Raw genomic sequence first — 23,073 nt, 5'->3', positions numbered from 1 at the left:
CGGTTGAATCATAGGGCTTTCGCGCCCATTCTGTTACACTTCCCGAACATTTTCTTGATTAAGCAGGCATTGAGATGGTTGATGAATCCCAGGAGTCCGGATCCAAGGAAACAACGCACTTTGGCTTCCGTACCGTAGCCAAAGAGCAGAAGGTCGATATGGTGGCGAACGTGTTCCACTCTGTTGCGGCGAAGTACGACGTAATGAACGACCTGATGTCTTTTGGTATCCACCGGTTGTGGAAACGTTACACGATTGACTGTAGCGGCGTACGTCGCGGCCAGCGCGTGCTGGACCTTGCGGGCGGCACGGGCGATCTGACGGCGAAATTCTCTCGCCTGGTGGGTGACACCGGTGAAGTGGTGCTGGCGGACATCAATGACTCGATGCTGAAAATGGGGCGCGAAAAGCTACGCAACATCGGCATTGTTGGGAACGTGAGATACGTGCAGGCCAACGCCGAAGCGCTGCCGTTCCCCGACAACACCTTTGACTGCATCACCATTTCATTTGGCCTGCGCAACGTCACAGACAAAGACGCCGCGCTGCGCTCAATGTTCCGCGTCCTCAAGCCTGGTGGCCGCCTGCTGGTGCTTGAGTTTTCCAAACCTGCCTTCGAACCGCTAAACAAAGCCTACGACGCATACTCCTTCCACATTCTGCCGCGCATTGGTGAGATGGTGGCACAGGATGGCGAAAGCTACCGCTACCTGGCAGAATCTATCCGCATGCATCCGGACCAGGAAACGCTCAAAGGGATGATGGAAGAAGCAGGTTTTGAAAACACCACCTATTACAATATGACCGGTGGGATTGTCGCCCTGCACCGTGGCTATAAATTTTAACCAGGGAGCCGCGATGCCGTTTATGCCGCTTATGACCGCCGGAATCGAAGGTGTGCTGAACACCTTCCTCTGGCGCGACCGTAGCCTGAAATCTGCGCGCCAGCGCCTGCAGGGCAAGACGCTGCGCATCAGCCTGAAAGAGTTTTCTGCCCCGCTGGTGCTGGCGTTCAGTGAACAACAGCTGGATGTCCTGAGCCAGTGGGAAGGCGAGGCGGATTGCCAGGTCACAACGCGTATTGGCGTATTGCCGAAGCTGCGCGATCGTCAACAGCTTACCGCCCTGATTCGCAGCGGTGAGCTGGAGGTTGAAGGTGACATTCAGGTTGTACAAAATCTGGCATCGCTGATGGATCTCGCGGAGTTTGACCCTGCGGAACTGCTGGCGCCCTACATCGGCGATATTGCCTCTGAAGGCATCAGTAAAATTGCCCGCCGCGGCGGCAAGCTGCTGCAGAAAGGATTTATTCGTAATCAGCAGTACCTCGGCGAAGTGCTCACCGAAGAGTGGCGCGTTGCGCCGGGTTCGCTGGAAGTTGCCTGGTTCGCAGAGGAAACCGAAGCGCTGGCCCGCTCGGTGGACTCACTCTCCGAACGGCTGGATAAGCTGGAGGGCAAATGACGCCAGGAGAAATTCGCCGCCTATATTTCATTGTCCGTACCTTCCTGAGCTATGGTCTCGATGAACTGATCCCCAAAATGCGCATTACGCTACCGCTACGCTTATGGCGGCGCTGCCTGTTCTGGATGCCTAACCGTCATCGTGATAAGCCTTTGGGCGAACGTCTTCGTCTTGCGCTGCAGGAGCTGGGACCCGTCTGGATCAAGCTCGGCCAGATGCTTTCCACCCGTCGCGATCTGTTCCCGCCGGTGATTGCCGACCAACTGGCGATGCTGCAGGACAGAGTTGCACCTTTTGACGGCGCGCTGGCGAAAAAACAGATTGAGCTGGCGATGGGCGGTCTTCCCGTTGAAAGCTGGTTCGACGACTTTGAAATCAAACCTCTGGCCTCAGCCTCTATTGCCCAGGTGCATACCGCGCGGCTGAAAGAGAACGGCAAAGAGATCGTGATTAAGGTGATTCGGCCTGACATCCTGCCGGTTATCAAGGCTGACATGAAGCTTATCTATCGCCTTGCTCGCTGGGTGCCTCGCCTGCTGCCGGATGGCCGCCGTTTACGCCCACTGGAAGTCGTGCGTGAATACGAAAAGACCTTGATAGATGAACTCAATTTGCTGCGTGAAGCGGCGAATGCCATCCAGCTGCGGCGTAACTTCGAAAATAGCCCAATGCTCTATGTGCCGGAGGTTTATTCGGACTACTGCAGCGAAAACATGATGGTGATGGAGCGGATTTACGGCATTCCGGTCTCCGATACCGTTGCGCTTGAGGCTCAGGGCACCAACATGAAGCTGCTTGCCGAACGTGGCGTGCAGGTCTTCTTTACGCAGGTCTTCCGCGACAGCTTCTTCCATGCGGACATGCATCCGGGCAATATCTTCGTGAGCTACGACCATCCGGATGATCCGCAATACATTGGTATTGACTGCGGCATCGTGGGCTCATTGAACAAAGACGATAAGCGCTATCTGGCGGAAAACTTTATCGCCTTCTTCAACCGTGATTACCGCAAAGTTGCCGAGCTGCATGTGGACTCCGGCTGGGTACCGCCGGACACAAACGTAGAAGATTTCGAGTTTGCTATTCGTACCGTCTGCGAGCCTATTTTCGAGAAGCCGCTGGCTGAGATATCTTTTGGTCACGTGCTACTGAACCTGTTCAACACCGCGCGTCGTTTCAACATGGAAGTTCAGCCACAGCTGGTTTTACTGCAAAAGACCCTTTTATACGTCGAAGGGGTTGGTCGACAGCTCTATCCACAGCTCGATTTGTGGAAAACGGCGAAACCTTTCCTGGAAAGTTGGATCAAAGATCAGGTTGGTATTCCTGCTCTGGTTCGGGCTTTTAAAGAGAAAGCACCCTTCTGGGTGGAAAAAATGCCGGAGTTGCCGGAACTGGTGTACAACAGTTTGCGCCAGGGCAAGCAATTACAGCATAGCGTTGATAAAATTCAGCGCGACCTGCAACTTCATCACGTGCGGCAGGGACAGTCGCGCTATCTGTTCGGTATCGGTGCTACGCTCATTCTGAGCGGCACGCTGCTGCTGATCAACAAGCCTGAGTGGGACTTTATGCCTGCCTGGCTGATGGCGGGGGGGATCGTTGTCTGGCTTATTGGCTGGCGGCGCTCTGCCTGAACTTTAATCGGAATTAACGGGTGATTGCCGTATAATAGCGGTTCTCATTGCCTTAACATCTTTCAGTCAGGAGTAGGTATGGGCATCAGTTGGCCACAATTGCTAATCATTGTTGTTATCGTTGTTTTATTGTTTGGCACCAAGAAACTAGGCTCTTTGGGTTCAGATCTCGGTGCTTCCATTAAAGGCTTCAAAAAAGCCATGGGCGACGACGACAGCAAAGAGAAAGAAAAGGGTGAGAAGGATGCTGATTTCACAGCGAAATCCCTCTCTGAAAAACCGAGCGACGTGAAAAAAGACGAAGCGAAAAGCAACGATAAAGAGCAGGTATAAACCGTGTTCGACATTGGTTTTGGCGAACTGCTGCTGGTGTTTGTGATTGGCCTGATTGTTTTGGGTCCACAGCGCTTACCGGTGGCGGTAAAAACAGTTGTTGGCTGGGTGCGCGCGCTGCGTTCACTTGCTACCACGGTGCAGAACGAACTCGTTCAGGAACTGAAGCTGCAGGAGCTGCAGGACAGCCTGAAAAAGGTCGAGAAAGCCAGTATGGATAATTTGACGCCCGAGCTAAAAGCGTCAATGGACGAACTGCGCCAGGCCGCTGAGTCGATGAAGCGTTCTTATACCCAGAACGATGCTGAAAAGAACAGTGACGAAGCCCACACCATCCATAACCCGCTGGTGAAGGATGAGCAGCAGAGTCATGACGGCGTGACGCCGGCCAGTGCAGCGCATCAGGCGAGCGCGCCTGATGCAGTACCGGCAGAGACGGTGTCTCCTGCGTCAACGGCTGTAGAGCACGTCGCTGAACCTGCCGTCGAGCCGCAGGTGAGGCCTCTGCCAGAAGCAACGCCTGTCGCGGCACCTACGCAACCTCCGAGTGAAAAATCGTAACCATGGCTGTTGAAGATACCCAACCGCTCATCAGCCATCTGATTGAGCTGCGTAAGCGCCTGCTGAACAGCATGATCGCCGTGCTGGTGATTTTCCTGGCGCTGGTCTATTTCGCCAACGACATTTATCAGGTGGTCTCTGCGCCGCTGATAAAACACATGCCGTTGGGGTCAACGATGATTGCGACCGATGTCGCCTCGCCGTTCTTTACCCCGATTAAATTAACCATTTACGTTTCGGTGTTCCTGGCAGCCCCGGTCATCCTGCACCAGATTTGGGCCTTTATTGCCCCTGCGCTGTACAAGCATGAACGTAAAATGGTGATGCCGCTGCTGTTCTCCAGCACGCTGCTGTTTTATATCGGCATTGCGTTTGCTTACTTCGTTGTCTTCCCGCTTGCCTTTGGCTTCCTGACGAAAACCGCGCCAATAGGGGTGGTGGTGTCAACGGACATCACGAAGTATCTCGACTTCGTGATGTCGCTCTTTATGGCCTTTGGCGTAGCGTTTGAAGTGCCCGTCGCCATTATCCTGCTGTGCTGGATGGGCGTGACGACGCCGGAGTCTCTGAAACAGAAACGCCCTTATATTCTGGTAGGTGCTTTTGTCGTCGGCATGCTGCTGACGCCGCCGGACGTTTTCTCGCAGACCCTTCTGGCGGTGCCGATGTACTGCCTGTTTGAGGTTGGCGTATTCTTCTCTCGCTTCTACGTCGGTAAAGGGCGGAACGGTGATGAAGAAGATGAGCCGGAGTCTGAAGAAGAGCGCTCTGAAAAAGAGCAGTAATTAAATAACCGCCCTCAGGGGCGGTTGTCGTTTGGAGGATGAGATGTTTGATATTGGCGTTAATCTAACCAGTTCGCAATTTGCGAAAGACCATGCGGAAGTGGTCACGCGAGCGTGGCAGGCTGGCCTGAGCGGCATGATGTTGACCGGTACCAACCTCCATGAAAGTGAACAAGCGCTGCTCATGGCGCAGCGATACGACAACTGCTGGTCGACTGCTGGAGTGCACCCGCACGATGCCAGCCAGTGGAATGACGCGACTGCGGACGCCATTCGCCAGCTAGCTGCAGCCCCCCAGGTCGTCGCCATCGGCGAGTGCGGTCTTGATTTCAACCGCAACTTTTCTACACCGGCCGAGCAGGAGCGCGCTTTTACCGCGCAGCTGGCGTTGGCCGCTGAGCTCATGATGCCGGTATTTTTACACTGCCGGGATGCCCACGAACGTTTTTTAGCGCTGTTAGATCCGTGGCTGGATCAGCTGCCTGGCGTGGTGCTGCACTGTTTTACCGGTACTGAAGCAGAAGCGCGCGATTGCCTGCTGCGCGGGCTATTTATCGGCATTACCGGCTGGGTTTGCGATGAGCGTCGTGGCCTGGCCTTAAAAGAGTTACTTCCGGTCATCCCCGCTCAGCAACTGTTGCTGGAAACCGATGCGCCTTATTTGTTGCCCCGGGATTTACAACCAAAACCTGCGTCCCGCCGCAACGAACCCTGTTACCTGCCCCATATCCTGAATAAGGTAGCCGAATGGCGAGGTGAAGATCCGGCCTGGCTTGCGCAGGTAACAGATGACAACGCTCGTCGGTTATTCCGACTGGGTTTTAATCAGGAGAAAGTTAAATGAGCTATGCATTTCCCGGTACGTTTCCCGGTCGTCGTATGCGTCGCGTACGCCGCCATGACTTCAGCCGCCGCCTTGTGGCTGAAAACCAGCTGACGGTTAACGACCTTATCTACCCTGTGTTTGTCATGGAAGGCCACAACCAGCAGCAGGAAGTGCCGTCAATGCCGGGCGTTTATCGCATGACTATCGATCAACTGCTGAAAGAAGCAGAGGCGGTAGCGAAGCTGGGTGTGCCGGTGCTCTCCTTGTTCCCGGTTATCGAAAGTGATGGGAAATCGCTGCATGCTGAAGAAGCCTATAATCCAAACGGGCTGGTGCAGCGTGCCGTACGCGCGCTGAAAGATGCCGTGCCGGAGCTTGGGCTGTTGACCGACGTCGCGCTGGATCCGTACACCACTCACGGCCAGGACGGTGTCATTGACGCCGAGGGCTATGTTATCAACGACGTCACCCGCGAGATTCTGGTTCGTCAGGCGCTTTCCCATGCCGAAGCCGGGGCAGAGATAGTCGCACCTAGCGATATGATGGACGGACGTATTGGCGCCATCCGTGATCAACTGGAAGCCGATGGCTTCGTGAATACACAGATCATGTCTTACGCAGCGAAATATGCCTCCTGCTACTACGGGCCGTTCCGGGATGCGATTGGCTCCTCCGGGAACCTGAAAGGCGGCAACAAGAAGACTTACCAGATGGATCCGGCCAACGGCGATGAAGCGCTGCAGGAAGTCGCGCAGGATCTGCAGGAAGGGGCTGATATGGTGATGGTGAAACCAGGGATGCCTTACCTCGACGTTGTGCGTCGCGTGAAAGACACCTTTGGCGTGCCGACCTTCGCCTATCAGGTCTCCGGTGAATACGCTATGCACATGGCGGCAATTCAGAATGGCTGGCTGGCCGAAAAACCAGCAATTATGGAATCTTTGATGTGCTTTAAGCGTGCCGGTGCCGATGGCGTGCTGACGTATTTCTCAAAACGTGTTGCCCAGTGGCTGCACGATGAGCAAATGCAGCGCTAGTTGCCACTTGGTGACAGAAAGGCCAGCGAATGCTGGCCTTTTTACATTAAACCTTACGGAAGTCAGTATTCCTGACGCTTTGCCGCACCTGCTTGTTCAATAAGTTCAGCAGCAACATCGAGCGGGCTTCGCCGTCGGGTTCGGCAAAGATTGCCTCTAACCCTTCGAAGGCGCCTTCGGTAATCACCACGCTATCGCCCGGGTACGGCGTTTCGGGGTCGGTGATGTCCTCGGCCTGAAAGTGAATCAGCTCATCAATCACTTTCTCCGGCACCGTTGCCGGCTGTGCGCCGAAGCGCACGAAGTGGCTGACGCCGCGGGTTGAATGAACCGTCGTGGTATGAATGGATTCCGGGTCGAACTCAACGAACAGATAATTAGGGAACAGGGGTTCACTGACCGCAGTTCTTTTGCCACGCACCATTTTTTCGAGCGTAATCATCGGCGTAAGGCAATTTACTGCCTGACGCTCAAGATGCTCTTTTGCGCGCAATAATTGACCACGTTTACAGTAAAGAAGGTACCAGGATTGCATAATTTCTCTTTTCGCCCGTTTAAGCGCGTCAGAATAACAAAACGTCTTCCGCAGAGATAGACAGCTCCAGTATAACCTGGCTAAGCGTGGCCGCTGGCGGCGAGTTTCACGCTAATTTAACAAAAATACAGCATGGCGGCGGTGAAGTCCGTATAATGACGGCAAAATCCGACGTCACGATAAATTGCATGAAATACCACGACCTACGCGAATTTCTTGCGCTGCTAGAGCAGCAGGGCGAACTCAAACGTATCGCATTGCCCGTCGATCCGAATCTGGAAATGACCGAAATTGCCGATCGCACTCTGCGAGCCGGCGGCCCGGCTTTGCTGTTTGAAAATCCAAAAGGCTACACCATGCCGGTGCTGTGCAACCTGTTTGGAACGCCGAAGCGCGTGGCAATGGGCATGGGGCAGGAGGATGTCACCGCCCTGCGTGAAGTCGGAAAACTGCTGGCTTTCCTTAAAGAGCCGGAGCCACCAAAAGGTTTTCGCGACCTGTTTGATAAGCTACCGCAGTTTAAACAAGTTCTGAATATGCCCACCAGGCGTCTGCGTAACGCGCCCTGCCAGGAACAAATCTGGGAAGGTGATGAAGTCGACCTGAATCGTATTCCGATCATGCGCTGCTGGCCTGAAGACGTTGCTCCGCTAATTACCTGGGGCTTAACGGTGACCCGTGGCCCACACAAAGAACGCCAGAATCTGGGTATTTACCGCCAGCAGCTAATTGGCAAGAATAAGCTGATTATGCGCTGGTTATCCCACCGTGGCGGTGCCCTGGACTTCCAGGAGTGGTGTGAGGCTCATCCGGGCGAGCGTTTCCCTGTCTCCGTAGCGTTGGGCGCCGATCCGGCAACCATTCTGGGGGCCGTGACGCCGGTGCCTGACACGCTTTCTGAATACGCCTTTGCCGGGCTGCTGCGTGGCACAAAAACCGAGGTTGTGAAGTGTATTTCTAATGACCTTGAGGTGCCCGCGGGCGCGGAAATCGTTCTCGAAGGCTATATTGAGCCGGGCGAGATGGCGCCGGAAGGCCCTTACGGTGACCACACGGGTTACTACAATGAAGTCGACAGCTTCCCGGTGTTTACCGTGACTCACGTTACCCAGCGGCAGGATGCGATTTATCATTCTACGTATACCGGCCGCCCGCCGGATGAACCTGCGGTACTGGGCGTCGCGCTCAATGAAGTGCTGGTACCTATCCTGCAAAAGCAGTTCCCGGAAATTATCGATTTCTACCTGCCGCCTGAAGGGTGTTCATACCGGCTGGCGGTGGTGACGATTAAAAAGCAGTATGCCGGGCATGCTAAGCGGGTGATGATGGGCGTGTGGTCCTTCCTGCGCCAGTTTATGTACACCAAATTCGTTATCGTTTGCGATGACGATGTTAATGCGCGCGACTGGAACGATGTTATCTGGGCGATCACTACTCGCATGGATCCGTCCCGTGATACGGTGCTGGTGGAAAACACGCCGATAGACTATCTGGACTTTGCCTCCCCGGTTTCCGGGTTGGGCTCTAAAATGGGACTGGACGCCACCAATAAATGGCCGGGCGAAACCCAGCGTGAATGGGGGCGCCCAATCAAGAAAGATGTTGAGGTATGCGCGCGTATTGATGCAATCTGGGATGAACTGGCTATTTTTGATAACGACAAAGGCGCCTGAGCGGCGACCTTTACGGTTTAGCATTATTGACCCGACAGAGGGGACGCATGACAACCTTAAGCTGTAAAGTGAACTCGGTAGAAGCGATAACCGACACGGTGTATCGCGTTCGATTGCTGCCGGAAGGCGATTTCTCATTCCAGGCCGGGCAGTATTTGATGGTGGTGATGGACGAACGGGATAAGCGCCCGTTCTCTATGGCATCCACGCCGAGCGAGCATGAGTTCATTGAGCTGCACATCGGTGCTTCGGAGCTCAACCTCTACGCCATGGCGGTCATGGACCGTATTCTGAAAGAGCAGGAAATTGTGGTTGATATGCCACACGGCGATGCGTGGCTGCGTGAAGATGAAGACCGCCCGCTGATTCTGATTGCCGGGGGAACGGGGTTCTCTTACGTGCGCTCTATCCTGCTGACCGCGCTGGCGCGTAATCCGCAGCGTGAAATTGCCATTTACTGGGGCGGGCGTGAAGAGAAACATCTTTACGATCTGGCCGAGCTTGAGGGGCTTACCCTACAGCACCAGAACCTGCGTGTTGAAGCCGTGGTTGAGCAGCCGGAAGAAGGCTGGCGTGGCCGCAGCGGGACAGTACTGACCGCCGTTATGCAGGATTACAGTTCACTGAGCGGGCACGATATTTATATCGCAGGTCGTTTCGAAATGGCGAAAATCGCCCGGGACCTGTTCTGTAACGAGCGCGGTGCGTTGGTTGATCACATGTTCGGCGACGCGTTCTCCTTTATCTAAGGTTGTTCGTCGTCAGAATAAGCCACCGCATCGTCGGTGGTTTTTTTTATCTTTCAGAAATAAAAAACCCGCCCCTGACAGGCGGGAAACACGGCAACTAAACCCAGTTTCGTTTTTTATTAAACGCGTTCAAATACGGTCGCGATACCCTGACCCAGGCCGATACACATCGTAGCCAGGCCAAACTGCGCGTCGCGGCGCTCCATCAGGTTGATAAGCGTGGTGCTGATGCGTGAGCCGGAGCAGCCCAGCGGGTGACCCAGCGCAATCGCGCCCCCGTTCAGGTTGATCTTCTCGTCGATCTTGTCCATTAGCCCCAGATCTTTAATGCACGGCAGGATCTGGGCGGCAAACGCTTCGTTCATTTCAAACAGGTCGATATCCTGCGCCGTCAGGCCTGCTTTTTTCAGCGCCAGCCTTGATGCCGGCACCGGACCGTAACCCATGATGGACGGATCGCAGCCGACGACGGCCATAGACCGCACGCGAGCGCGGATTTTCAGGCCCAGCTCTTTGGCGCGTGATTCGCTCATCAGCAGCATCGCGGATGCACCATCGGACAGCGCCGAAGATGTGCCAGCGGTGACGGTCCCATTGACCGGGTCGAAAGCAGGTTTTAGCGCCGCCAGACCTTCAACCGTGGTTTCCGGGCGAATGACTTCGTCGAAGTCATAGCGTTTCAGAACGCCGTCGGCATCGTGGCCGCTGGTTGGCATAATCTCGGCTTTAAAGTGTCCAGCTTCCGTTGCGGCCCAGGCACGCTGATGCGAGCGGGCGGCAAACTGATCCTGCATTTCGCGGCTGATGCCGTGGATACGGGAGAGCATTTCAGCCGTGAGGCCCATCATACCGGCGGCTTTTGCCACGTTGCGGCTCAGGCCTGGATGGAAGTCAATCCCGTGGCTCATTGGCACGTGGCCCATGTGCTCTACGCCGCCAATCAGGCAAGCATGCGCATCGCCGGTTTGAATCATGCGTGCGGCATCGTGCAGCGCCTGCATTGAAGATCCGCACAGACGGTTCACCGTGGTGGCCGGGACCGAATGGGGGATTTCCGCCAGCAAAGACGCGTTGCGTGCAATATTGAAGCCCTGTTCGAGCGTCTGCTGTACGCAGCCCCAGTAAATATCATCCAGCGCGGCCGCTTCGAGCGCCGGGTTGCGGGACAATATGCTGCGCATCAGGTGCGCCGACAGATCCTCTGCGCGAACGTTGCGGAATGCGCCGCCTTTAGAGCGGCCCATCGGCGTACGGATGGCATCAACAATAACAACCTTTTCCATAATCACTCCTCAGGCGCTTTTCAGGTCACTGGCCGGGCGGGCAGGCTCAACCGGCGGATAGTACGGCTCATTGCGTGATGCTTTGGCCTTCAGGCCTTCAGGCACGACGTACAGCGGGCCGAGGTTTTGGTACTGCTGCGCCATATCGAAATATTTCGCGCTGCCCAGGGTATCCAGCCAGCGGAATGCACCACCGTGGAACGGAGGGAAACCGAGGCCGTAAACCAGCGCCATATCGGCTTCCGCCGGGCTGGCAATCACGCCTTCTTCGAGGCAACGAACGACTTCGTTGACCATCGGGATCATCATGCGGGCGATAATTTCTTCGTCACTAAAGTTACGCTTCGGCTGGCTGACTTCTGCCAGCAGGCTATCGACAGCTTCGTCCTGCTCTTTGCGCGGTTTGCCTTTGCTGTCTTCTTTAAAGCGGTAGAAGCCCTGCTGGGTTTTCTGGCCGTAGCGCCCGGCATCGAACAGAACGTCTATCGCGTCGCGGTAATCTTTGCTCATGCGCTGCGGGAAGCCTGCGGCCATCACTGCCTGAGCGTGATGGGCGGTATCAATCCCGACCACGTCCAGCAGGTAAGCCGGGCCCATTGGCCAGCCGAACTGTTTTTCCATCGCTTTATCAATCTGGCGGAAGTCTGCGCCGTCGCGCAGCAGTTGGCTAAAGCCTGCGAAGTAGGGGAACAGCACGCGGTTCACAAAGAAGCCCGGGCAGTCGTTTACCACGATAGGCGTTTTGCCCATTTTGCTCGCCCAGGCTACCACTTTGGCAATCGTCACGTCCGAGGTTTTCTCCCCACGAATGACCTCAACCAGCGGCATACGGTGAACCGGGTTAAAGAAGTGCATGCCGCAGAAGTTTTCCGGGCGTTTCAGCCCGCTTGCCAGTTCGCTAATAGGAATGGTGGAGGTGTTGGAAGCCAGAACGGCGTCCGGACGAACCTTATCTTCGGTTTCTGCCAGCACCGCCTTTTTCACTTTCGGGTTTTCAACCACGGCTTCGACAACGACGTCTACACGATCAAACCCGGCATATTCCAGCGTTGGCTGAATGGTCGAAATAACCTGCGCCAGCTTCATGCCGTCAATTTTGCCGCGTTCAAGCTGCTTGTTCAGCAGCTTGCTGGCTTCGTTAATGCCCAGCGCCAGCGACTTTTCGCTAATGTCCTTCATTAATACCGGCACGCCTTTCCAGGCAGACTGGTAGGCAATGCCGCCGCCCATAATGCCCGCGCCGAGTACGGCCGCGTGTTTAGGCGTTTCAATATCTTTGGTGAGCTTTTTCGCCTGACCTTTAACAAACTGATCGTTCAGGAAGATGCCGACCAGCGCGCGGGCTTCATTGGAGCGAGCCAGCGGCACAAAGCTTTGGGTTTCCAGCTTCAGGGCTTCATCACGACCAAGGCCAGCGGCGGCTTCAATCGTTTTTACCGCGGTCATCGGGGCCGGATAATGTTTACCGGCGATCTGTGCCACCATGCCTTTGGCGATGGTAAAGCTCATGCCGGCTTCAATTTTGCTCAGTTTCAGCGGTTGCAGTTTCGGCGCGCGCTTAGCCTGCCAGTCCAGCTCGCCTTTGATTGCCTGACGAAGAATCGCCAGCGCACCGTCGCGCAGCTTTTCGGTTTTCACTACGCCATCAACCAGGCCCAGCTTTTGCGCTTCTGCCGCACCGACGTCTTTGCCCGCGGTAATAATTTCAAGCGCGCTATCCGCACCTAACAAACGAGGCAGACGAACGGAACCGCCGAAGCCTGGCATGATGCCTAACTTGGTTTCCGGCAGGCCAATGCGGGCATCCGTTGTGGCCAGGCGGTAATCCGTCGCCAGTACGCATTCGCATCCGCCGCCCAGCGCATAGCCATTCACGGCTGCAATGGTCGGGACCGGCAGATCTTCCAGGCGGTTAAATACGCTGTTGGCGAACTGCAGCCAGTGGGTCAGCTGTTCGGCAGGGACCAGGAACAGCGAGAGGAATTCAGTAATGTCGGCGCCAACGATAAAGGCGGACTTGCTGGAGCTCAGCAGCAGGCCTTTGAGGTTCGGCTGCTTTTCAAGCACGGTCAGCGCTTCGCCGAGGCTGGCGACGGTCGCCGTATCCAGCTTGTTGACGGAGCCGGGGGCATCAAACACCAGTTCGGCAATGCCGTCTTCCAGCCAGTCGAGATGTAGGGTTTCACCTTGGTAGAGCATGTCAGTCTCCTGAATCCAGCAATGGGATCTGGTCGTACCAGATGAAGCGGAGTGTGGAATTGATGTTAATGAAATGCAAATTTCTCTTTAAATATTTGCAAACTCGATCACAGGAGGCGGAAATAACTCGACGGTTTGTACGGTATGCTAAGATGCGTGGCGAACAGGTACAAAAAACAGAAGGATAAATTATGGAATCACTGGCCGCGCTGTACAAAGATCATGTGGCAACGCTACAGGAGCGTACCCGCAACGTTCTGGCGCGTTTTAACCTTGATGCATTACTTATTCACTCCGGGGAGCTGTTCAACGTTTTCCTCGATGATCATGCCTATCCGTTTAAAGTTAACCCGCAGTTTAAGGCGTGGGTGCCGGTCACTCAGGTACCCAACTGCTGGCTGCTGGTGGACGGCGTGAATAAGCCGAAGCTGTGGTTCTATCTGCCGGTAGATTACTGGCACAACGTGGAGCCGCTGCCGGAATCCTTCTGGACCGATGATATTGAAGTGATAGCGCTGCCAAAAGCCGACGGTATTGGCAGTCAACTGCCTGCTGCGCGCGGCAACATCGGCTATATTGGCCCGGTGCCGGAGCGTGCGTTACAGCTGGATATCACTCCAGCCAATATCAACCCGAAAGGGGTTATCGATTACCTGCATTACTATCGCGCCTATAAAACGGACTACGAACTGTCCTGCATGCGTGAAGCTCAGAAAACGGCGGTTGTGGGCCATCGTGCTGCGCATGAAGCCTTCCTGTCTGGTATGAGCGAGTTCGATATTAACATCGCTTATCTGACGGCAACCGGCCACCGCGATACTGACGTGCCTTATGGCAATATCGTGGCGCTCAATGAGCATGCCTCCGTACTGCACTACACCAAGCTGGATCACCGCGTACCTGCCGAAATCCGCAGTTTCCTGCTGGATGCCGGGGCAGAATATAACGGCTATGCCGCCGACCTGACCCGCACCTGGACCACCCATGGTGACAGCGATTTCGCTCATCTGATTAAAGATGTGAACGAAGAGCAACTGGCGCTTATCGATACCATGAAGTCCGGCGTGCGCTACACCGACTACCACATCCAGTTCCATCAGCGCCTGGCTAAGCTGCTGCGCCGCCACAAGCTGGTGAACGACATCAGTGAAGAGGCGATGCTGGAAGCCGGGATCACCACGCCGTTCATGCCTCACGGCATCGGGCATCCGCTGGGCCTGCAGGTTCATGACGTAGCCGGGTTTATGCAGGACGATACCGGGACGCATCTGGCAGCACCTTCCCAGCATCCTTACCTGCGCTGTACCCGTGTGCTGGAACCTCGCATGGTGCTGACCATCGAGCCTGGCCTGTACTTCATTGAATCGTTGCTGGCACCGTGGCGTGAAGGGCAATACAGCAAGCACTTCGACTGGAAGCGCATTGAAGCCCTGAAGCCGTTTGGCGGCATTCGTATTGAAGATAACGTGGTTATCTATGAAAACAGCACCGAAAACATGACGCGTAACCTGAAGCTCGCGTAATGGAAAGCTGGCCAATCCCCGCTGAGCCCGTCACGGTCAGCGAGGAGATTAAGAAAAGCCGCTTCATTACCCTTGTCGCTCATACAGACGGGGTAATAGCGGCGAAAGCGTTTGTTGAGAAGGCTCGAGCCGAACACCCGGACGCCCGGCACCACTGCTGGGCGTGGGTTGCTGGCGCGCCGGATGACTCGCAGCAGCTCGGTTTCTCGGATGATGGCGAACCTGCCGGCACCGCAGGGAAACCCATCCTGGCTCAGCTGATGGGCAAAGGCATTGGTGAAATCACGGCGGTTGTAGTGCGCTATTATGGCGGGGTGAAGCTGGGCACGGGTGGCCTGGTGAAAGCCTACGGCGGCGGCGTACAGCTGGCGTTAAACCTGCTTCCGACAGTGCTCAAAGTGCCGTTAACCGAATATACTTTGCAGTGCGACTATTCGCAGCTGGCGGGTGTGGAAGCGCTGCTCAAGCAAAGTGATGGTCTTATCGTGGAAAGCGACTTCCAGGTCGCCGTTGATCTGCGCGTAGCATTGCCGCAAACCCAGGTGGCTGCTTTCAGCGCCAGGCTGAGTGATTTTAGCCGCGGTGCATTGCATTTATTGCCGTTTGAACAATAATCCCACCTCGTTATTTATAGATATTTAAGGAAGCGGCTGAAATGCATTTTCGCGCCATAACCCGAATCGTTGGTCTGTTGGTTATCCTCTTTTCCGGAACCATGATACTCCCCGGCTTAGTGGCTCTAATCTATCGCGATGGTGCCGGCCGCGCTTTTACCCAAACCTTCTTCGTTGCTCTGGCAATCGGCTCTCTGCTGTGGTGGCCTAACCGCCGCGAGAAGAGGGAGCTAAAACCCAAAGAGGGTTTCCTGATCGTTGTGCTGTTCTGGACCGTGCTGGGCAGCGTGGGTGCGCTGCCGTTTGTCTTCGCCGAGCGGCCGAATCTGACGGTAACAGACGCCTTTTTTGAGTCCTTTTCTGGCCTGACGACCACCGGCGCAACAACGCTGGTGGGGCTGGATTCTTTACCTCACGCCATTCTCTTTTACCGTCAGATGCTGCAATGGTTCGGCGGGATGGGGATCATTGTCCTGGCTGTGGCCATCTTGCCTATTCTTGGCGTCGGGGGGTTGCAGCTCTACCGGGCAGAAATGCCGGGGCCGCTAAAAGATAACAAAATGCGCCCGCGAATTGCCGAAACGGCAAAGACGCTGTGGCTTATTTACGTCCTGCTGACGATTGCCTGCGCGCTTGCGCTTTGGTTTGCCGGTATGCCGGCGTTTGACGCTATCGGGCATAGTTTTTCTACTATTGCGATTGGCGGCTTCTCAACTCACGACGCCAGCGTGGGCTACTTCAATAGCCCAACAATCAATACCATCATCGCTATCTTCCTGCTGATCTCCGGCTGTAACTATAGTCTGCACTTCGCTGTGCTCAGCGGACGCAGCCTGAAGGTGTACTGGCGTGACCCGGAATTTCGTATGTTCATCGGCGTGCAGCTATCGCTGGTTCTGGTCTGTACGCTGGTGCTTTGGTTCCACAATACCTACCAGTCCGCCTGGCAGACCTTAAACCAGGCCTTCTTCCAGGTCGTATCGATGGCAACCACCGCAGGCTTTACCACGGATAGCATTGCTCGCTGGCCACTATTCTTGCCGGTATTGCTGCTTTGTTCTGCTTTCATTGGGGGCTGTGCGGGTTCTACCGGCGGCGGCCTGAAAGTTATTCGTATCCTGCTGCTGTTCAAACAAGGTAACCGCGAGCTGAAACGCCTGGTGCATCCGAATGCGGTTTACAGCATTAAACTTGGGAACCGGGCCCTGCCGGAGAGAATCCTCGAAGCCGTATGGGGATTCTTCTCTGCTTATGCGCTGGTGTTTATTGTCAGTATGCTGGCCATCATCGCGACCGGCGTCGATGACTTCTCAGCATTCGCCTCGGTAGCGGCAACGCTCAATAACCTTGGTCCCGGCCTTGGCGTGGTGGCCGATAACTTTGCCAGCATGAATCCCGTCGCCAAATGGATCCTGATTGTGAATATGCTGTTTGGTCGTCTGGAAGTGTTTACCCTGTTAGTACTGTTCACGCCTACTTTCTGGCGAGAGTAACCGGAGCCTGTGTGAAAACCTTAATTCTGTTTTCGACCCGAGATGGTCAAACTCGTGAGATTGCTTCCTATATCTCTTCTGAACTGAAAGAGTTGGGCGTTGAGAGTGATGTGGTGAATCTCCATCGCTGCGAGGATATCGCCTGGGCTAACTACGACCGGGTAATTATTGGTGCCTCTATTCGCTACGGGCATTTCCATGCTTCCGTCGAGGCGTTTGTGAAAAAGCATCAGCTGCAGCTGAAGGAGCGTGCGAGTGCATTTTTCGCAGTCAACCTGGTTGCCCGTAAACCAGAGAAGCGTTCGCCACAGACAAATCCCTACACCCGCAAGTTTTTGCTTAACTCGGTTTGGCAGCCTGACCATTGTGCCGTGTTTGCAGGTGCGCTGCGTTATCCACGTTATGGTTGGTTAGACCGCTTCATGATCCGCTTAATTATGAAAATGACCGACGGTGAAACGGATACCAGTAAAGAAGTGGTTTATACCGATTGGCAGCAGGTAGCCCGTTTTGCCCATGAAATTGCGCAGTTAAGCACCAAATAGTGTTGTAAATAAGCGGGTTGGCGAAAAAGAATACGGTCAGAAAGTTTTTTTAAATAAACGCTTGTCACCGCCGAAGAACTCCCTATAATGCGCCTCCACTGACACGGAACAACGGCTTGTAAAGCGGCGTGTCAGGCGGAGTGAAGCGAAAAATAAATGCTTGACTACGCAGCGGGAAAGCGTAATATGCACAGCCCGCGCTACTGAGAAAGTAGCACTGCTCTTTAACAATTTATCAGACAATCTGTGTGGGCACTCGCAGGATTGATATCTCAGCATCTTCGGATGCAACAAAATATCAAGTCTTGAAGAGTGACTACTGATTTTATAAACAGTTTTAATTCTTTGAGCATCAAACACTTTTAAATTGAAGAGTTTGATCATGGCTCAGATTGAACGCTGGCGGCAGGCCTAACACATGCAAGTCGAGCGGTAGCACAGGGAGCTTGCTCCTGGGTGACGAGCGGCGGACGGGTGAGTAATGTCTGGGGATCTGCCTGATGGAGGGGGATAACTACTGGAAACGGTAGCTAATACCGCATAACGTCGCAAGACCAAAGAGGGGGACCTTCGGGCCTCTTGCCATCAGATGAACCCAGATGGGATTAGCTAGTAGGTGGGGTAATGGCTCACCTAGGCGACGATCCCTAGCTGGTCTGAGAGGATGACCAGCCACACTGGAACTGAGACACGGTCCAGACTCCTACGGGAGGCAGCAGTGGGGAATATTGCACAATGGGCGCAAGCCTGATGCAGCCATGCCGCGTGTATGAAGAAGGCCTTCGGGTTGTAAAGTACTTTCAGCGAGGAGGAAGGCGTTAAGGTTAATAACCTTAGCGATTGACGTTACTCGCAGAAGAAGCACCGGCTAACTCCGTGCCAGCAGCCGCGGTAATACGGAGGGTGCAAGCGTTAATCGGAATTACTGGGCGTAAAGCGCACGCAGGCGGTTTGTTAAGTCGGATGTGAAATCCCCGGGCTCAACCTGGGAACTGCATTCGAAACTGGCAAGCTTGAGTCTTGTAGAGGGGGGTAGAATTCCAGGTGTAGCGGTGAAATGCGTAGAGATCTGGAGGAATACCGGTGGCGAAGGCGGCCCCCTGGACAAAGACTGACGCTCAGGTGCGAAAGCGTGGGGAGCAAACAGGATTAGATACCCTGGTAGTCCACGCCGTAAACGATGTCGACTTGGAGGTTGTGCCCTTGAGGCGTGGCTTCCGGAGCTAACGCGTTAAGTCGACCGCCTGGGGAGTACGGCCGCAAGGTTAAAACTCAAATGAATTGACGGGGGCCCGCACAAGCGGTGGAGCATGTGGTTTAATTCGATGCAACGCGAAGAACCTTACCTACTCTTGACATCCAGAGAACTTTCCAGAGATGGATTGGTGCCTTCGGGAACTCTGAGACAGGTGCTGCATGGCTGTCGTCAGCTCGTGTTGTGAAATGTTGGGTTAAGTCCCGCAACGAGCGCAACCCTTATCCTTTGTTGCCAGCGGTTCGGCCGGGAACTCAAAGGAGACTGCCAGTGATAAACTGGAGGAAGGTGGGGATGACGTCAAGTCATCATGGCCCTTACGAGTAGGGCTACACACGTGCTACAATGGCGCATACAAAGAGAAGCGACCTCGCGAGAGCAAGCGGACCTCATAAAGTGCGTCGTAGTCCGGATTGGAGTCTGCAACTCGACTCCATGAAGTCGGAATCGCTAGTAATCGTAGATCAGAATGCTACGGTGAATACGTTCCCGGGCCTTGTACACACCGCCCGTCACACCATGGGAGTGGGTTGCAAAAGAAGTAGGTAGCTTAACCTTCGGGAGGGCGCTTACCACTTTGTGATTCATGACTGGGGTGAAGTCGTAACAAGGTAACCGTAGGGGAACCTGCGGTTGGATCACCTCCTTACCTAAAAGATACAAACCCGCGTAGTGCTCACACAGATTGTCTGATAGAAAACGAGCAGTAAAACCTTATAGGCTTGTAGCTCAGGTGGTTAGAGCGCACCCCTGATAAGGGTGAGGTCGGTGGTTCAAGTCCACTCAGGCCTACCAAATTTTCCCCTGTTCTGCGTTGCACCTCAGACTCGCATACTTAAGTATGCGTCGCTAAGTTGCGCCTTGACCAGATGAAAATTAACGGTAATCAAAGGTTTTACGAAATCGATGGGGCTATAGCTCAGCTGGGAGAGCGCCTGCCTTGCACGCAGGAGGTCAGCGGTTCGATCCCGCTTAGCTCCACCATCATTTCATGCACCAAAACTACTTCAGAGTGTACCGGCAACGGTGTGCTGCGAAGTATTTGCTCTTTAACAATCCGGAACAAGCTGAAAATTGAAACGACATGTCGTCTCATTCCTCCGTAATAAGGGATGGGGTTAAGACATGTTCGAGTCTCTCAAATTTTCGCAACAGCGATGGTGTCTCACGAGACATCTTCGGGTTGTGAGGTTAAGCGACTAAGCGTACACGGTGGATGCCCTGGCAGTCAGAGGCGATGAAGGACGTGCTAATCTGCGATAAGCGTCGGTAAGGTGATATGAACCGTTATAGCCGGCGATTTCCGAATGGGGAAACCCAGTGTGATTCGACACACTATCGTTAAGTGAATACATAGCTTAACGAAGCGAACCGGGGGAACTGAAACATCTAAGTACCCCGAGGAAAAGAAATCAACCGAGATTCCCCCAGTAGCGGCGAGCGAACGGGGAACAGCCCAGAACCTGAATCAGTTTGTGTGTTAGTGGAAGCGTCTGGAAAGTCGCAGGGTACAGGGTGATACTCCCGTACACTAAAATGCACATGCTGTGAGTTCGAAGAGTAGGGCGGGACACGTGGTATCCTGTCTGAATATGGGGGGACCATCCTCCAAGGCTAAATACTCCTGACTGACCGATAGTGAACCAGTACCGTGAGGGAAAGGCGAAAAGAACCCCGGCGAGGGGAGTGAAACAGAACCTGAAACCGTGTACGTACAAGCAGTGGGAGCCTCTTTTATGGGGTGACTGCGTACCTTTTGTATAATGGGTCAGCGACTTATATTCTGTAGCAAGGTTAACCGTATAGGGGAGCCGCAGGGAAACCGAGTCTTAACTGGGCGTTAAGTTGCAGGGTATAGACCCGAAACCCGGTGATCTAGCCATGGGCAGGTTGAAGGTTGGGTAACACTAACTGGAGGACCGAACCGACTAATGTTGAAAAATTAGCGGATGACTTGTGGCTGGGGGTGAAAGGCCAATCAAACCGGGAGATAGCTGGTTCTCCCCGAAAGCTATTTAGGTAGCGCCTCGTGAACTCATCTTCGGGGGTAGAGCACTGTTTCGGCTAGGGGGCCATCCCGGCTTACCAACCCGATGCAAACTACGAATACCGAAGAATGTTATCACGGGAGACACACGGCGGGTGCTAACGTCCGTCGTGAAGAGGGAAACAACCCAGACCGCCAGCTAAGGTCCCAAAGTCATGGTTAAGTGGGAAACGATGTGGGAAGGCACAGACAGCCAGGATGTTGGCTTAGAAGCAGCCATCATTTAAAGAAAGCGTAATAGCTCACTGGTCGAGTCGGCCTGCGCGGAAGATGTAACGGGGCTAAACCATGCACCGAAGCTGCGGCAGCGACGCTTATGCGTTGTTGGGTAGGGGAGCGTTCTGTAAGCCGTCGAAGGTGGACTGTGAGGTCTGCTGGAGGTATCAGAAGTGCGAATGCTGACATAAGTAACGATAAAGCGGGTGAAAAGCCCGCTCGCCGGAAGACCAAGGGTTCCTGTCCAACGTTAATCGGGGCAGGGTGAGTCGACCCCTAAGGCGAGGCCGAAAGGCGTAGTCGATGGGAAACAGGTTAATATTCCTGTACTTGGTGTTACTGCGAAGGGGGGACGGAGAAGGCTATGTTAGCCGGGCGACGGTTGTCCCGGTTTAAGCATGTAGGCGGAGCGTTTAGGTAAATCCGGACGCTTATCAAACGCTGAGGTGTGATGACGAGGCACTACGGTGCTGAAGTAACAAATGCCCTGCTTCCAGGAAAAGCCTCTAAGCATCAGGTAACATTAAATCGTACCCCAAACCGACACAGGTGGTCAGGTAGAGAATACCAAGGCGCTTGAGAGAACTCGGGTGAAGGAACTAGGCAAAATGGTGCCGTAACTTCGGGAGAAGGCACGCTGTCGGTAGGTGAAACCCCTTGCGGGTGGAGCTGAAGGCAGTCGAAGATACCAGCTGGCTGCAACTGTTTATTAAAAACACAGCACTGTGCAAACACGAAAGTGGACGTATACGGTGTGACGCCTGCCCGGTGCCGGAAGGTTAATTGATGGGGTTATCCGCAAGGAGAAGCTCTTGATCGAAGCCCCGGTAAACGGCGGCCGTAACTATAACGGTCCTAAGGTAGCGAAATTCCTTGTCGGGTAAGTTCCGACCTGCACGAATGGCGTAATGATGGCCAGGCTGTCTCCACCCGAGACTCAGTGAAATTGAAATCGCTGTGAAGATGCAGTGTACCCGCGGCAAGACGGAAAGACCCCGTGAACCTTTACTATAGCTTGACACTGAACATTGAGCCTTGATGTGTAGGATAGGTGGGAGGCTTTGAAGCGTGGACGCCAGTCTGCGTGGAGCCAACCTTGAAATACCACCCTTTAATGTTTGATGTTCTAACGTAGACCCGTAATCCGGGTTGCGGACAGTGTCTGGTGGGTAGTTTGACTGGGGCGGTCTCCTCCTAAAGCGTAACGGAGGAGCACGAAGGTTAGCTAATCACGGTCGGACATCGTGAGGTTAGTGCAAAGGCATAAGCTAGCTTGACTGCGAGAGTGACGGCTCGAGCAGGTGCGAAAGCAGGTCTTAGTGATCCGGTGGTTCTGAATGGAAGGGCCATCGCTCAACGGATAAAAGGTACTCCGGGGATAACAGGCTGATACCGCCCAAGAGTTCATATCGACGGCGGTGTTTGGCACCTCGATGTCGGCTCATCACATCCTGGGGCTGAAGTAGGTCCCAAGGGTATGGCTGTTCGCCATTTAAAGTGGTACGCGAGCTGGGTTTAGAACGTCGTGAGACAGTTCGGTCCCTATCTGCCGTGGGCGCTGGAGAATTGAGGGGGGCTGCTCCTAGTACGAGAGGACCGGAGTGGACGCATCACTGGTGTTCGGGTTGTCATGCCAATGGCATTGCCCGGTAGCTAAATGCGGAAAAGATAAGCGCTGAAAGCATCTAAGCGCGAAACTTGCCCCGAGATGAGTTCTCCCTGACCCTTTAAGGGTCCTGAAGGAACGTTGAAGACTACGACGTTGATAGGCTGGGTGTGTAAGCGTAGCGATACGTTGAGCTAACCAGTACTAATGATCCGTGAGGCTTAACCTTACAACACCGAAGGTGTTTTGAGAGAATTTAGAGAGAAGAGTAAATTTTCAGCTTAGTTCAGGATTAGATTGATGGTTATGCGGATGCATGACGGTCAATAACAGAATTTGCCTGGCGGCCGTAGCGCGGTGGTCCCACCTGACCCCATGCCGAACTCAGAAGTGAAACGCCGTAGCGCCGATGGTAGTGTGGGGTCTCCCCATGCGAGAGTAGGGAACTGCCAGGCATCAAATAAAACAAAAAACCTCAGCCTGACGGCTGGGGTTTTTTGTTTATGTGATATCAGGAAATTATCTGCACGAGCATGGGCATGCGACAAACGTGTCGGGAACACGTTTGAACGCCGCCTGCGGCGGCCCCAAAGGGGCGAGTATCAGGATGATACGAGTACTGTAGGAACTGCCAGGCATCAAATAAAACAAAAGGCTCAGTCGAAAGACTGGGCCTTTTTGCTATGCGCGTT

The 23,073-nt window shown here is 54.3% G+C and carries 17 protein-coding genes, 2 tRNA genes and 3 rRNA genes; 19 read left to right on the top strand and 3 right to left on the bottom strand.

What is annotated here, in order from left to right:
• Positions 1-74 precede the first annotated feature (74 nt).
• The 8 genes from ubiE (at position 75) to hemB (ending at position 6,643) form a co-directional block, all read left to right on the top strand.
• Positions 75-845, top strand: a complete 771-nt coding sequence (gene ubiE / locus JT31_RS11220) for a bifunctional demethylmenaquinone methyltransferase/2-methoxy-6-polyprenyl-1,4-benzoquinol methylase UbiE (RefSeq protein ID WP_038476835.1) — start codon at positions 75-77, stop codon at positions 843-845.
• Positions 846-858: 13 nt separating this feature from the next.
• Positions 859-1,464: a ubiquinone biosynthesis protein UbiJ gene (gene ubiJ, locus JT31_RS11215; protein WP_038476833.1), complete on the top strand. Its 606-nt coding sequence runs from the start codon at positions 859-861 to the stop codon at positions 1,462-1,464.
• A complete protein-coding gene (gene ubiB / locus JT31_RS11210; RefSeq protein ID WP_038476831.1) occupies positions 1,461-3,101 on the top strand; it encodes a ubiquinone biosynthesis regulatory protein kinase UbiB in 1,641 nt (546 codons plus the stop codon). The genes ubiJ and ubiB overlap by 4 nt, the downstream gene beginning before the upstream one ends.
• Positions 3,102-3,179: 78 nt before the next feature.
• Positions 3,180-3,434: a twin-arginine translocase TatA/TatE family subunit gene (tatA, locus tag JT31_RS11205; protein WP_038476829.1), complete on the top strand. Its 255-nt coding sequence runs from the start codon at positions 3,180-3,182 to the stop codon at positions 3,432-3,434.
• A 3-nt stretch (positions 3,435-3,437) separates the two neighbouring features.
• A complete protein-coding gene (gene tatB / locus JT31_RS11200) occupies positions 3,438-3,995 on the top strand; it encodes a Sec-independent protein translocase protein TatB (RefSeq protein ID WP_038476827.1) in 558 nt (185 codons plus the stop codon).
• Positions 3,996-3,997: 2 nt separating this feature from the next.
• Positions 3,998-4,780, top strand: a complete 783-nt coding sequence (tatC, locus tag JT31_RS11195; RefSeq protein ID WP_038476825.1) for a Sec-independent protein translocase subunit TatC — start codon at positions 3,998-4,000, stop codon at positions 4,778-4,780.
• A 43-nt stretch (positions 4,781-4,823) separates the two neighbouring features.
• Positions 4,824-5,624: a 3'-5' ssDNA/RNA exonuclease TatD gene (gene tatD, locus JT31_RS11190; RefSeq protein WP_038476823.1), complete on the top strand. Its 801-nt coding sequence runs from the start codon at positions 4,824-4,826 to the stop codon at positions 5,622-5,624.
• Positions 5,621-6,643, top strand: a complete 1,023-nt coding sequence (hemB, locus tag JT31_RS11185; protein ID WP_038476821.1) for a porphobilinogen synthase — start codon at positions 5,621-5,623, stop codon at positions 6,641-6,643. Before tatD ends, hemB begins: the two co-directional genes overlap by 4 nt.
• Positions 6,644-6,689: 46 nt before the next feature.
• On the opposite strand, the gene rfaH is transcribed toward hemB, so the two are convergent.
• The gene (gene rfaH / locus JT31_RS11180; protein WP_038476819.1) at positions 6,690-7,178 is read right to left on the bottom strand and encodes a transcription/translation regulatory transformer protein RfaH; all 489 of its coding nucleotides are present in this window, start codon (positions 7,176-7,178) and stop codon (positions 6,690-6,692) included.
• Between the two features lie 179 nt (positions 7,179-7,357).
• Between rfaH and ubiD the strand changes: the two genes are divergently transcribed.
• Positions 7,358-8,851 carry a 4-hydroxy-3-polyprenylbenzoate decarboxylase gene (ubiD, locus tag JT31_RS11175; RefSeq protein ID WP_144244097.1) on the top strand — a complete coding sequence of 498 codons (1,494 nt, stop codon included), beginning with the start codon at positions 7,358-7,360 and terminating at the stop codon, positions 8,849-8,851.
• A gap of 47 nt (positions 8,852-8,898) precedes the next feature.
• Positions 8,899-9,600: an NAD(P)H-flavin reductase gene (gene fre / locus JT31_RS11170; RefSeq protein ID WP_038476815.1), complete on the top strand. Its 702-nt coding sequence runs from the start codon at positions 8,899-8,901 to the stop codon at positions 9,598-9,600.
• Positions 9,601-9,719: 119 nt separating this feature from the next.
• Here the strand turns inward: fre and fadA are convergent, their stop codons facing one another.
• Positions 9,720-10,883, bottom strand: a complete 1,164-nt coding sequence (fadA, locus tag JT31_RS11165; RefSeq protein ID WP_038476813.1) for an acetyl-CoA C-acyltransferase FadA — start codon at positions 10,881-10,883, stop codon at positions 9,720-9,722.
• Positions 10,884-10,892: 9 nt separating this feature from the next.
• Complete coding sequence (gene fadB / locus JT31_RS11160) at positions 10,893-13,082, bottom strand: fatty acid oxidation complex subunit alpha FadB (protein ID WP_038476811.1); 2,190 nt, start codon at positions 13,080-13,082, stop codon at positions 10,893-10,895.
• A gap of 191 nt (positions 13,083-13,273) precedes the next feature.
• Between fadB and pepQ the strand changes: the two genes are divergently transcribed.
• From pepQ to rrf, 9 genes are all read left to right on the top strand, one after another.
• The gene (pepQ, locus tag JT31_RS11155) at positions 13,274-14,605 is read left to right on the top strand and encodes a Xaa-Pro dipeptidase (RefSeq protein ID WP_038476809.1); all 1,332 of its coding nucleotides are present in this window, start codon (positions 13,274-13,276) and stop codon (positions 14,603-14,605) included.
• The gene (locus tag JT31_RS11150) at positions 14,605-15,219 is read left to right on the top strand and encodes an IMPACT family protein (RefSeq protein WP_038476807.1); all 615 of its coding nucleotides are present in this window, start codon (positions 14,605-14,607) and stop codon (positions 15,217-15,219) included. The genes pepQ and JT31_RS11150 overlap by 1 nt, the downstream gene beginning before the upstream one ends.
• A gap of 41 nt (positions 15,220-15,260) precedes the next feature.
• Positions 15,261-16,712 carry a Trk system potassium transporter TrkH gene (gene trkH / locus JT31_RS11145; RefSeq protein WP_038476805.1) on the top strand — a complete coding sequence of 484 codons (1,452 nt, stop codon included), beginning with the start codon at positions 15,261-15,263 and terminating at the stop codon, positions 16,710-16,712.
• Positions 16,713-16,723: 11 nt separating this feature from the next.
• Positions 16,724-17,257: a menaquinone-dependent protoporphyrinogen IX dehydrogenase gene (hemG, locus tag JT31_RS11140; protein WP_038476803.1), complete on the top strand. Its 534-nt coding sequence runs from the start codon at positions 16,724-16,726 to the stop codon at positions 17,255-17,257.
• Positions 17,258-17,621: 364 nt separating this feature from the next.
• Positions 17,622-19,161, top strand: a 16S ribosomal RNA gene (locus JT31_RS11135).
• 69 nt (positions 19,162-19,230) lie between these two features.
• Positions 19,231-19,307: transfer RNA gene (locus JT31_RS11130), tRNA-Ile, on the top strand.
• Positions 19,308-19,420: 113 nt separating this feature from the next.
• Positions 19,421-19,496, top strand: a tRNA-Ala gene (locus JT31_RS11125).
• Positions 19,497-19,701: 205 nt separating this feature from the next.
• Positions 19,702-22,610 (top strand): 23S ribosomal RNA (locus JT31_RS11120).
• A 110-nt stretch (positions 22,611-22,720) separates the two neighbouring features.
• A 5S ribosomal RNA gene (gene rrf / locus JT31_RS11115) occupies positions 22,721-22,836 on the top strand.
• Together the 16S, 23S and 5S rRNA genes with 2 tRNA genes alongside form the textbook arrangement of a ribosomal RNA operon.
• The last annotated feature ends 237 nt before the right edge of the window (positions 22,837-23,073 follow it).

It is taken from the genome of Cedecea neteri (assembly GCF_000757825.1).
GTDB lineage: Bacteria > Pseudomonadota > Gammaproteobacteria > Enterobacterales > Enterobacteriaceae > Cedecea > Cedecea selenatireducens.
This window is presented reverse-complemented; position numbering and strand designations above follow the sequence as displayed.

Bases quoted from the DNA above. Each gene is read 5' to 3' on its own strand.
- ubiE (WP_038476835.1), top strand. From the start codon at position 75: ATGGTTGATGAATCCCAGGAGTCCGGATCCAAGGAAACAACGCACTTT.
- ubiJ (WP_038476833.1), top strand. From the start codon at position 859: ATGCCGTTTATGCCGCTTATGACCGCCGGAATCGAAGGTGTGCTGAAC.
- ubiB (WP_038476831.1), top strand. From the start codon at position 1,461: ATGACGCCAGGAGAAATTCGCCGCCTATATTTCATTGTCCGTACCTTC.
- tatA (WP_038476829.1), top strand. From the start codon at position 3,180: ATGGGCATCAGTTGGCCACAATTGCTAATCATTGTTGTTATCGTTGTT.
- tatC (WP_038476825.1), top strand. From the start codon at position 3,998: ATGGCTGTTGAAGATACCCAACCGCTCATCAGCCATCTGATTGAGCTG.
- tatD (WP_038476823.1), top strand. From the start codon at position 4,824: ATGTTTGATATTGGCGTTAATCTAACCAGTTCGCAATTTGCGAAAGAC.
- hemB (WP_038476821.1), top strand. From the start codon at position 5,621: ATGAGCTATGCATTTCCCGGTACGTTTCCCGGTCGTCGTATGCGTCGC.
- rfaH (WP_038476819.1), bottom strand. From the start codon at position 7,178: ATGCAATCCTGGTACCTTCTTTACTGTAAACGTGGTCAATTATTGCGC.
- fre (WP_038476815.1), top strand. From the start codon at position 8,899: ATGACAACCTTAAGCTGTAAAGTGAACTCGGTAGAAGCGATAACCGAC.
- fadA (WP_038476813.1), bottom strand. From the start codon at position 10,883: ATGGAAAAGGTTGTTATTGTTGATGCCATCCGTACGCCGATGGGCCGC.
- fadB (WP_038476811.1), bottom strand. From the start codon at position 13,082: ATGCTCTACCAAGGTGAAACCCTACATCTCGACTGGCTGGAAGACGGC.
- pepQ (WP_038476809.1), top strand. From the start codon at position 13,274: ATGGAATCACTGGCCGCGCTGTACAAAGATCATGTGGCAACGCTACAG.
- JT31_RS11150 (WP_038476807.1), top strand. From the start codon at position 14,605: ATGGAAAGCTGGCCAATCCCCGCTGAGCCCGTCACGGTCAGCGAGGAG.
- trkH (WP_038476805.1), top strand. From the start codon at position 15,261: ATGCATTTTCGCGCCATAACCCGAATCGTTGGTCTGTTGGTTATCCTC.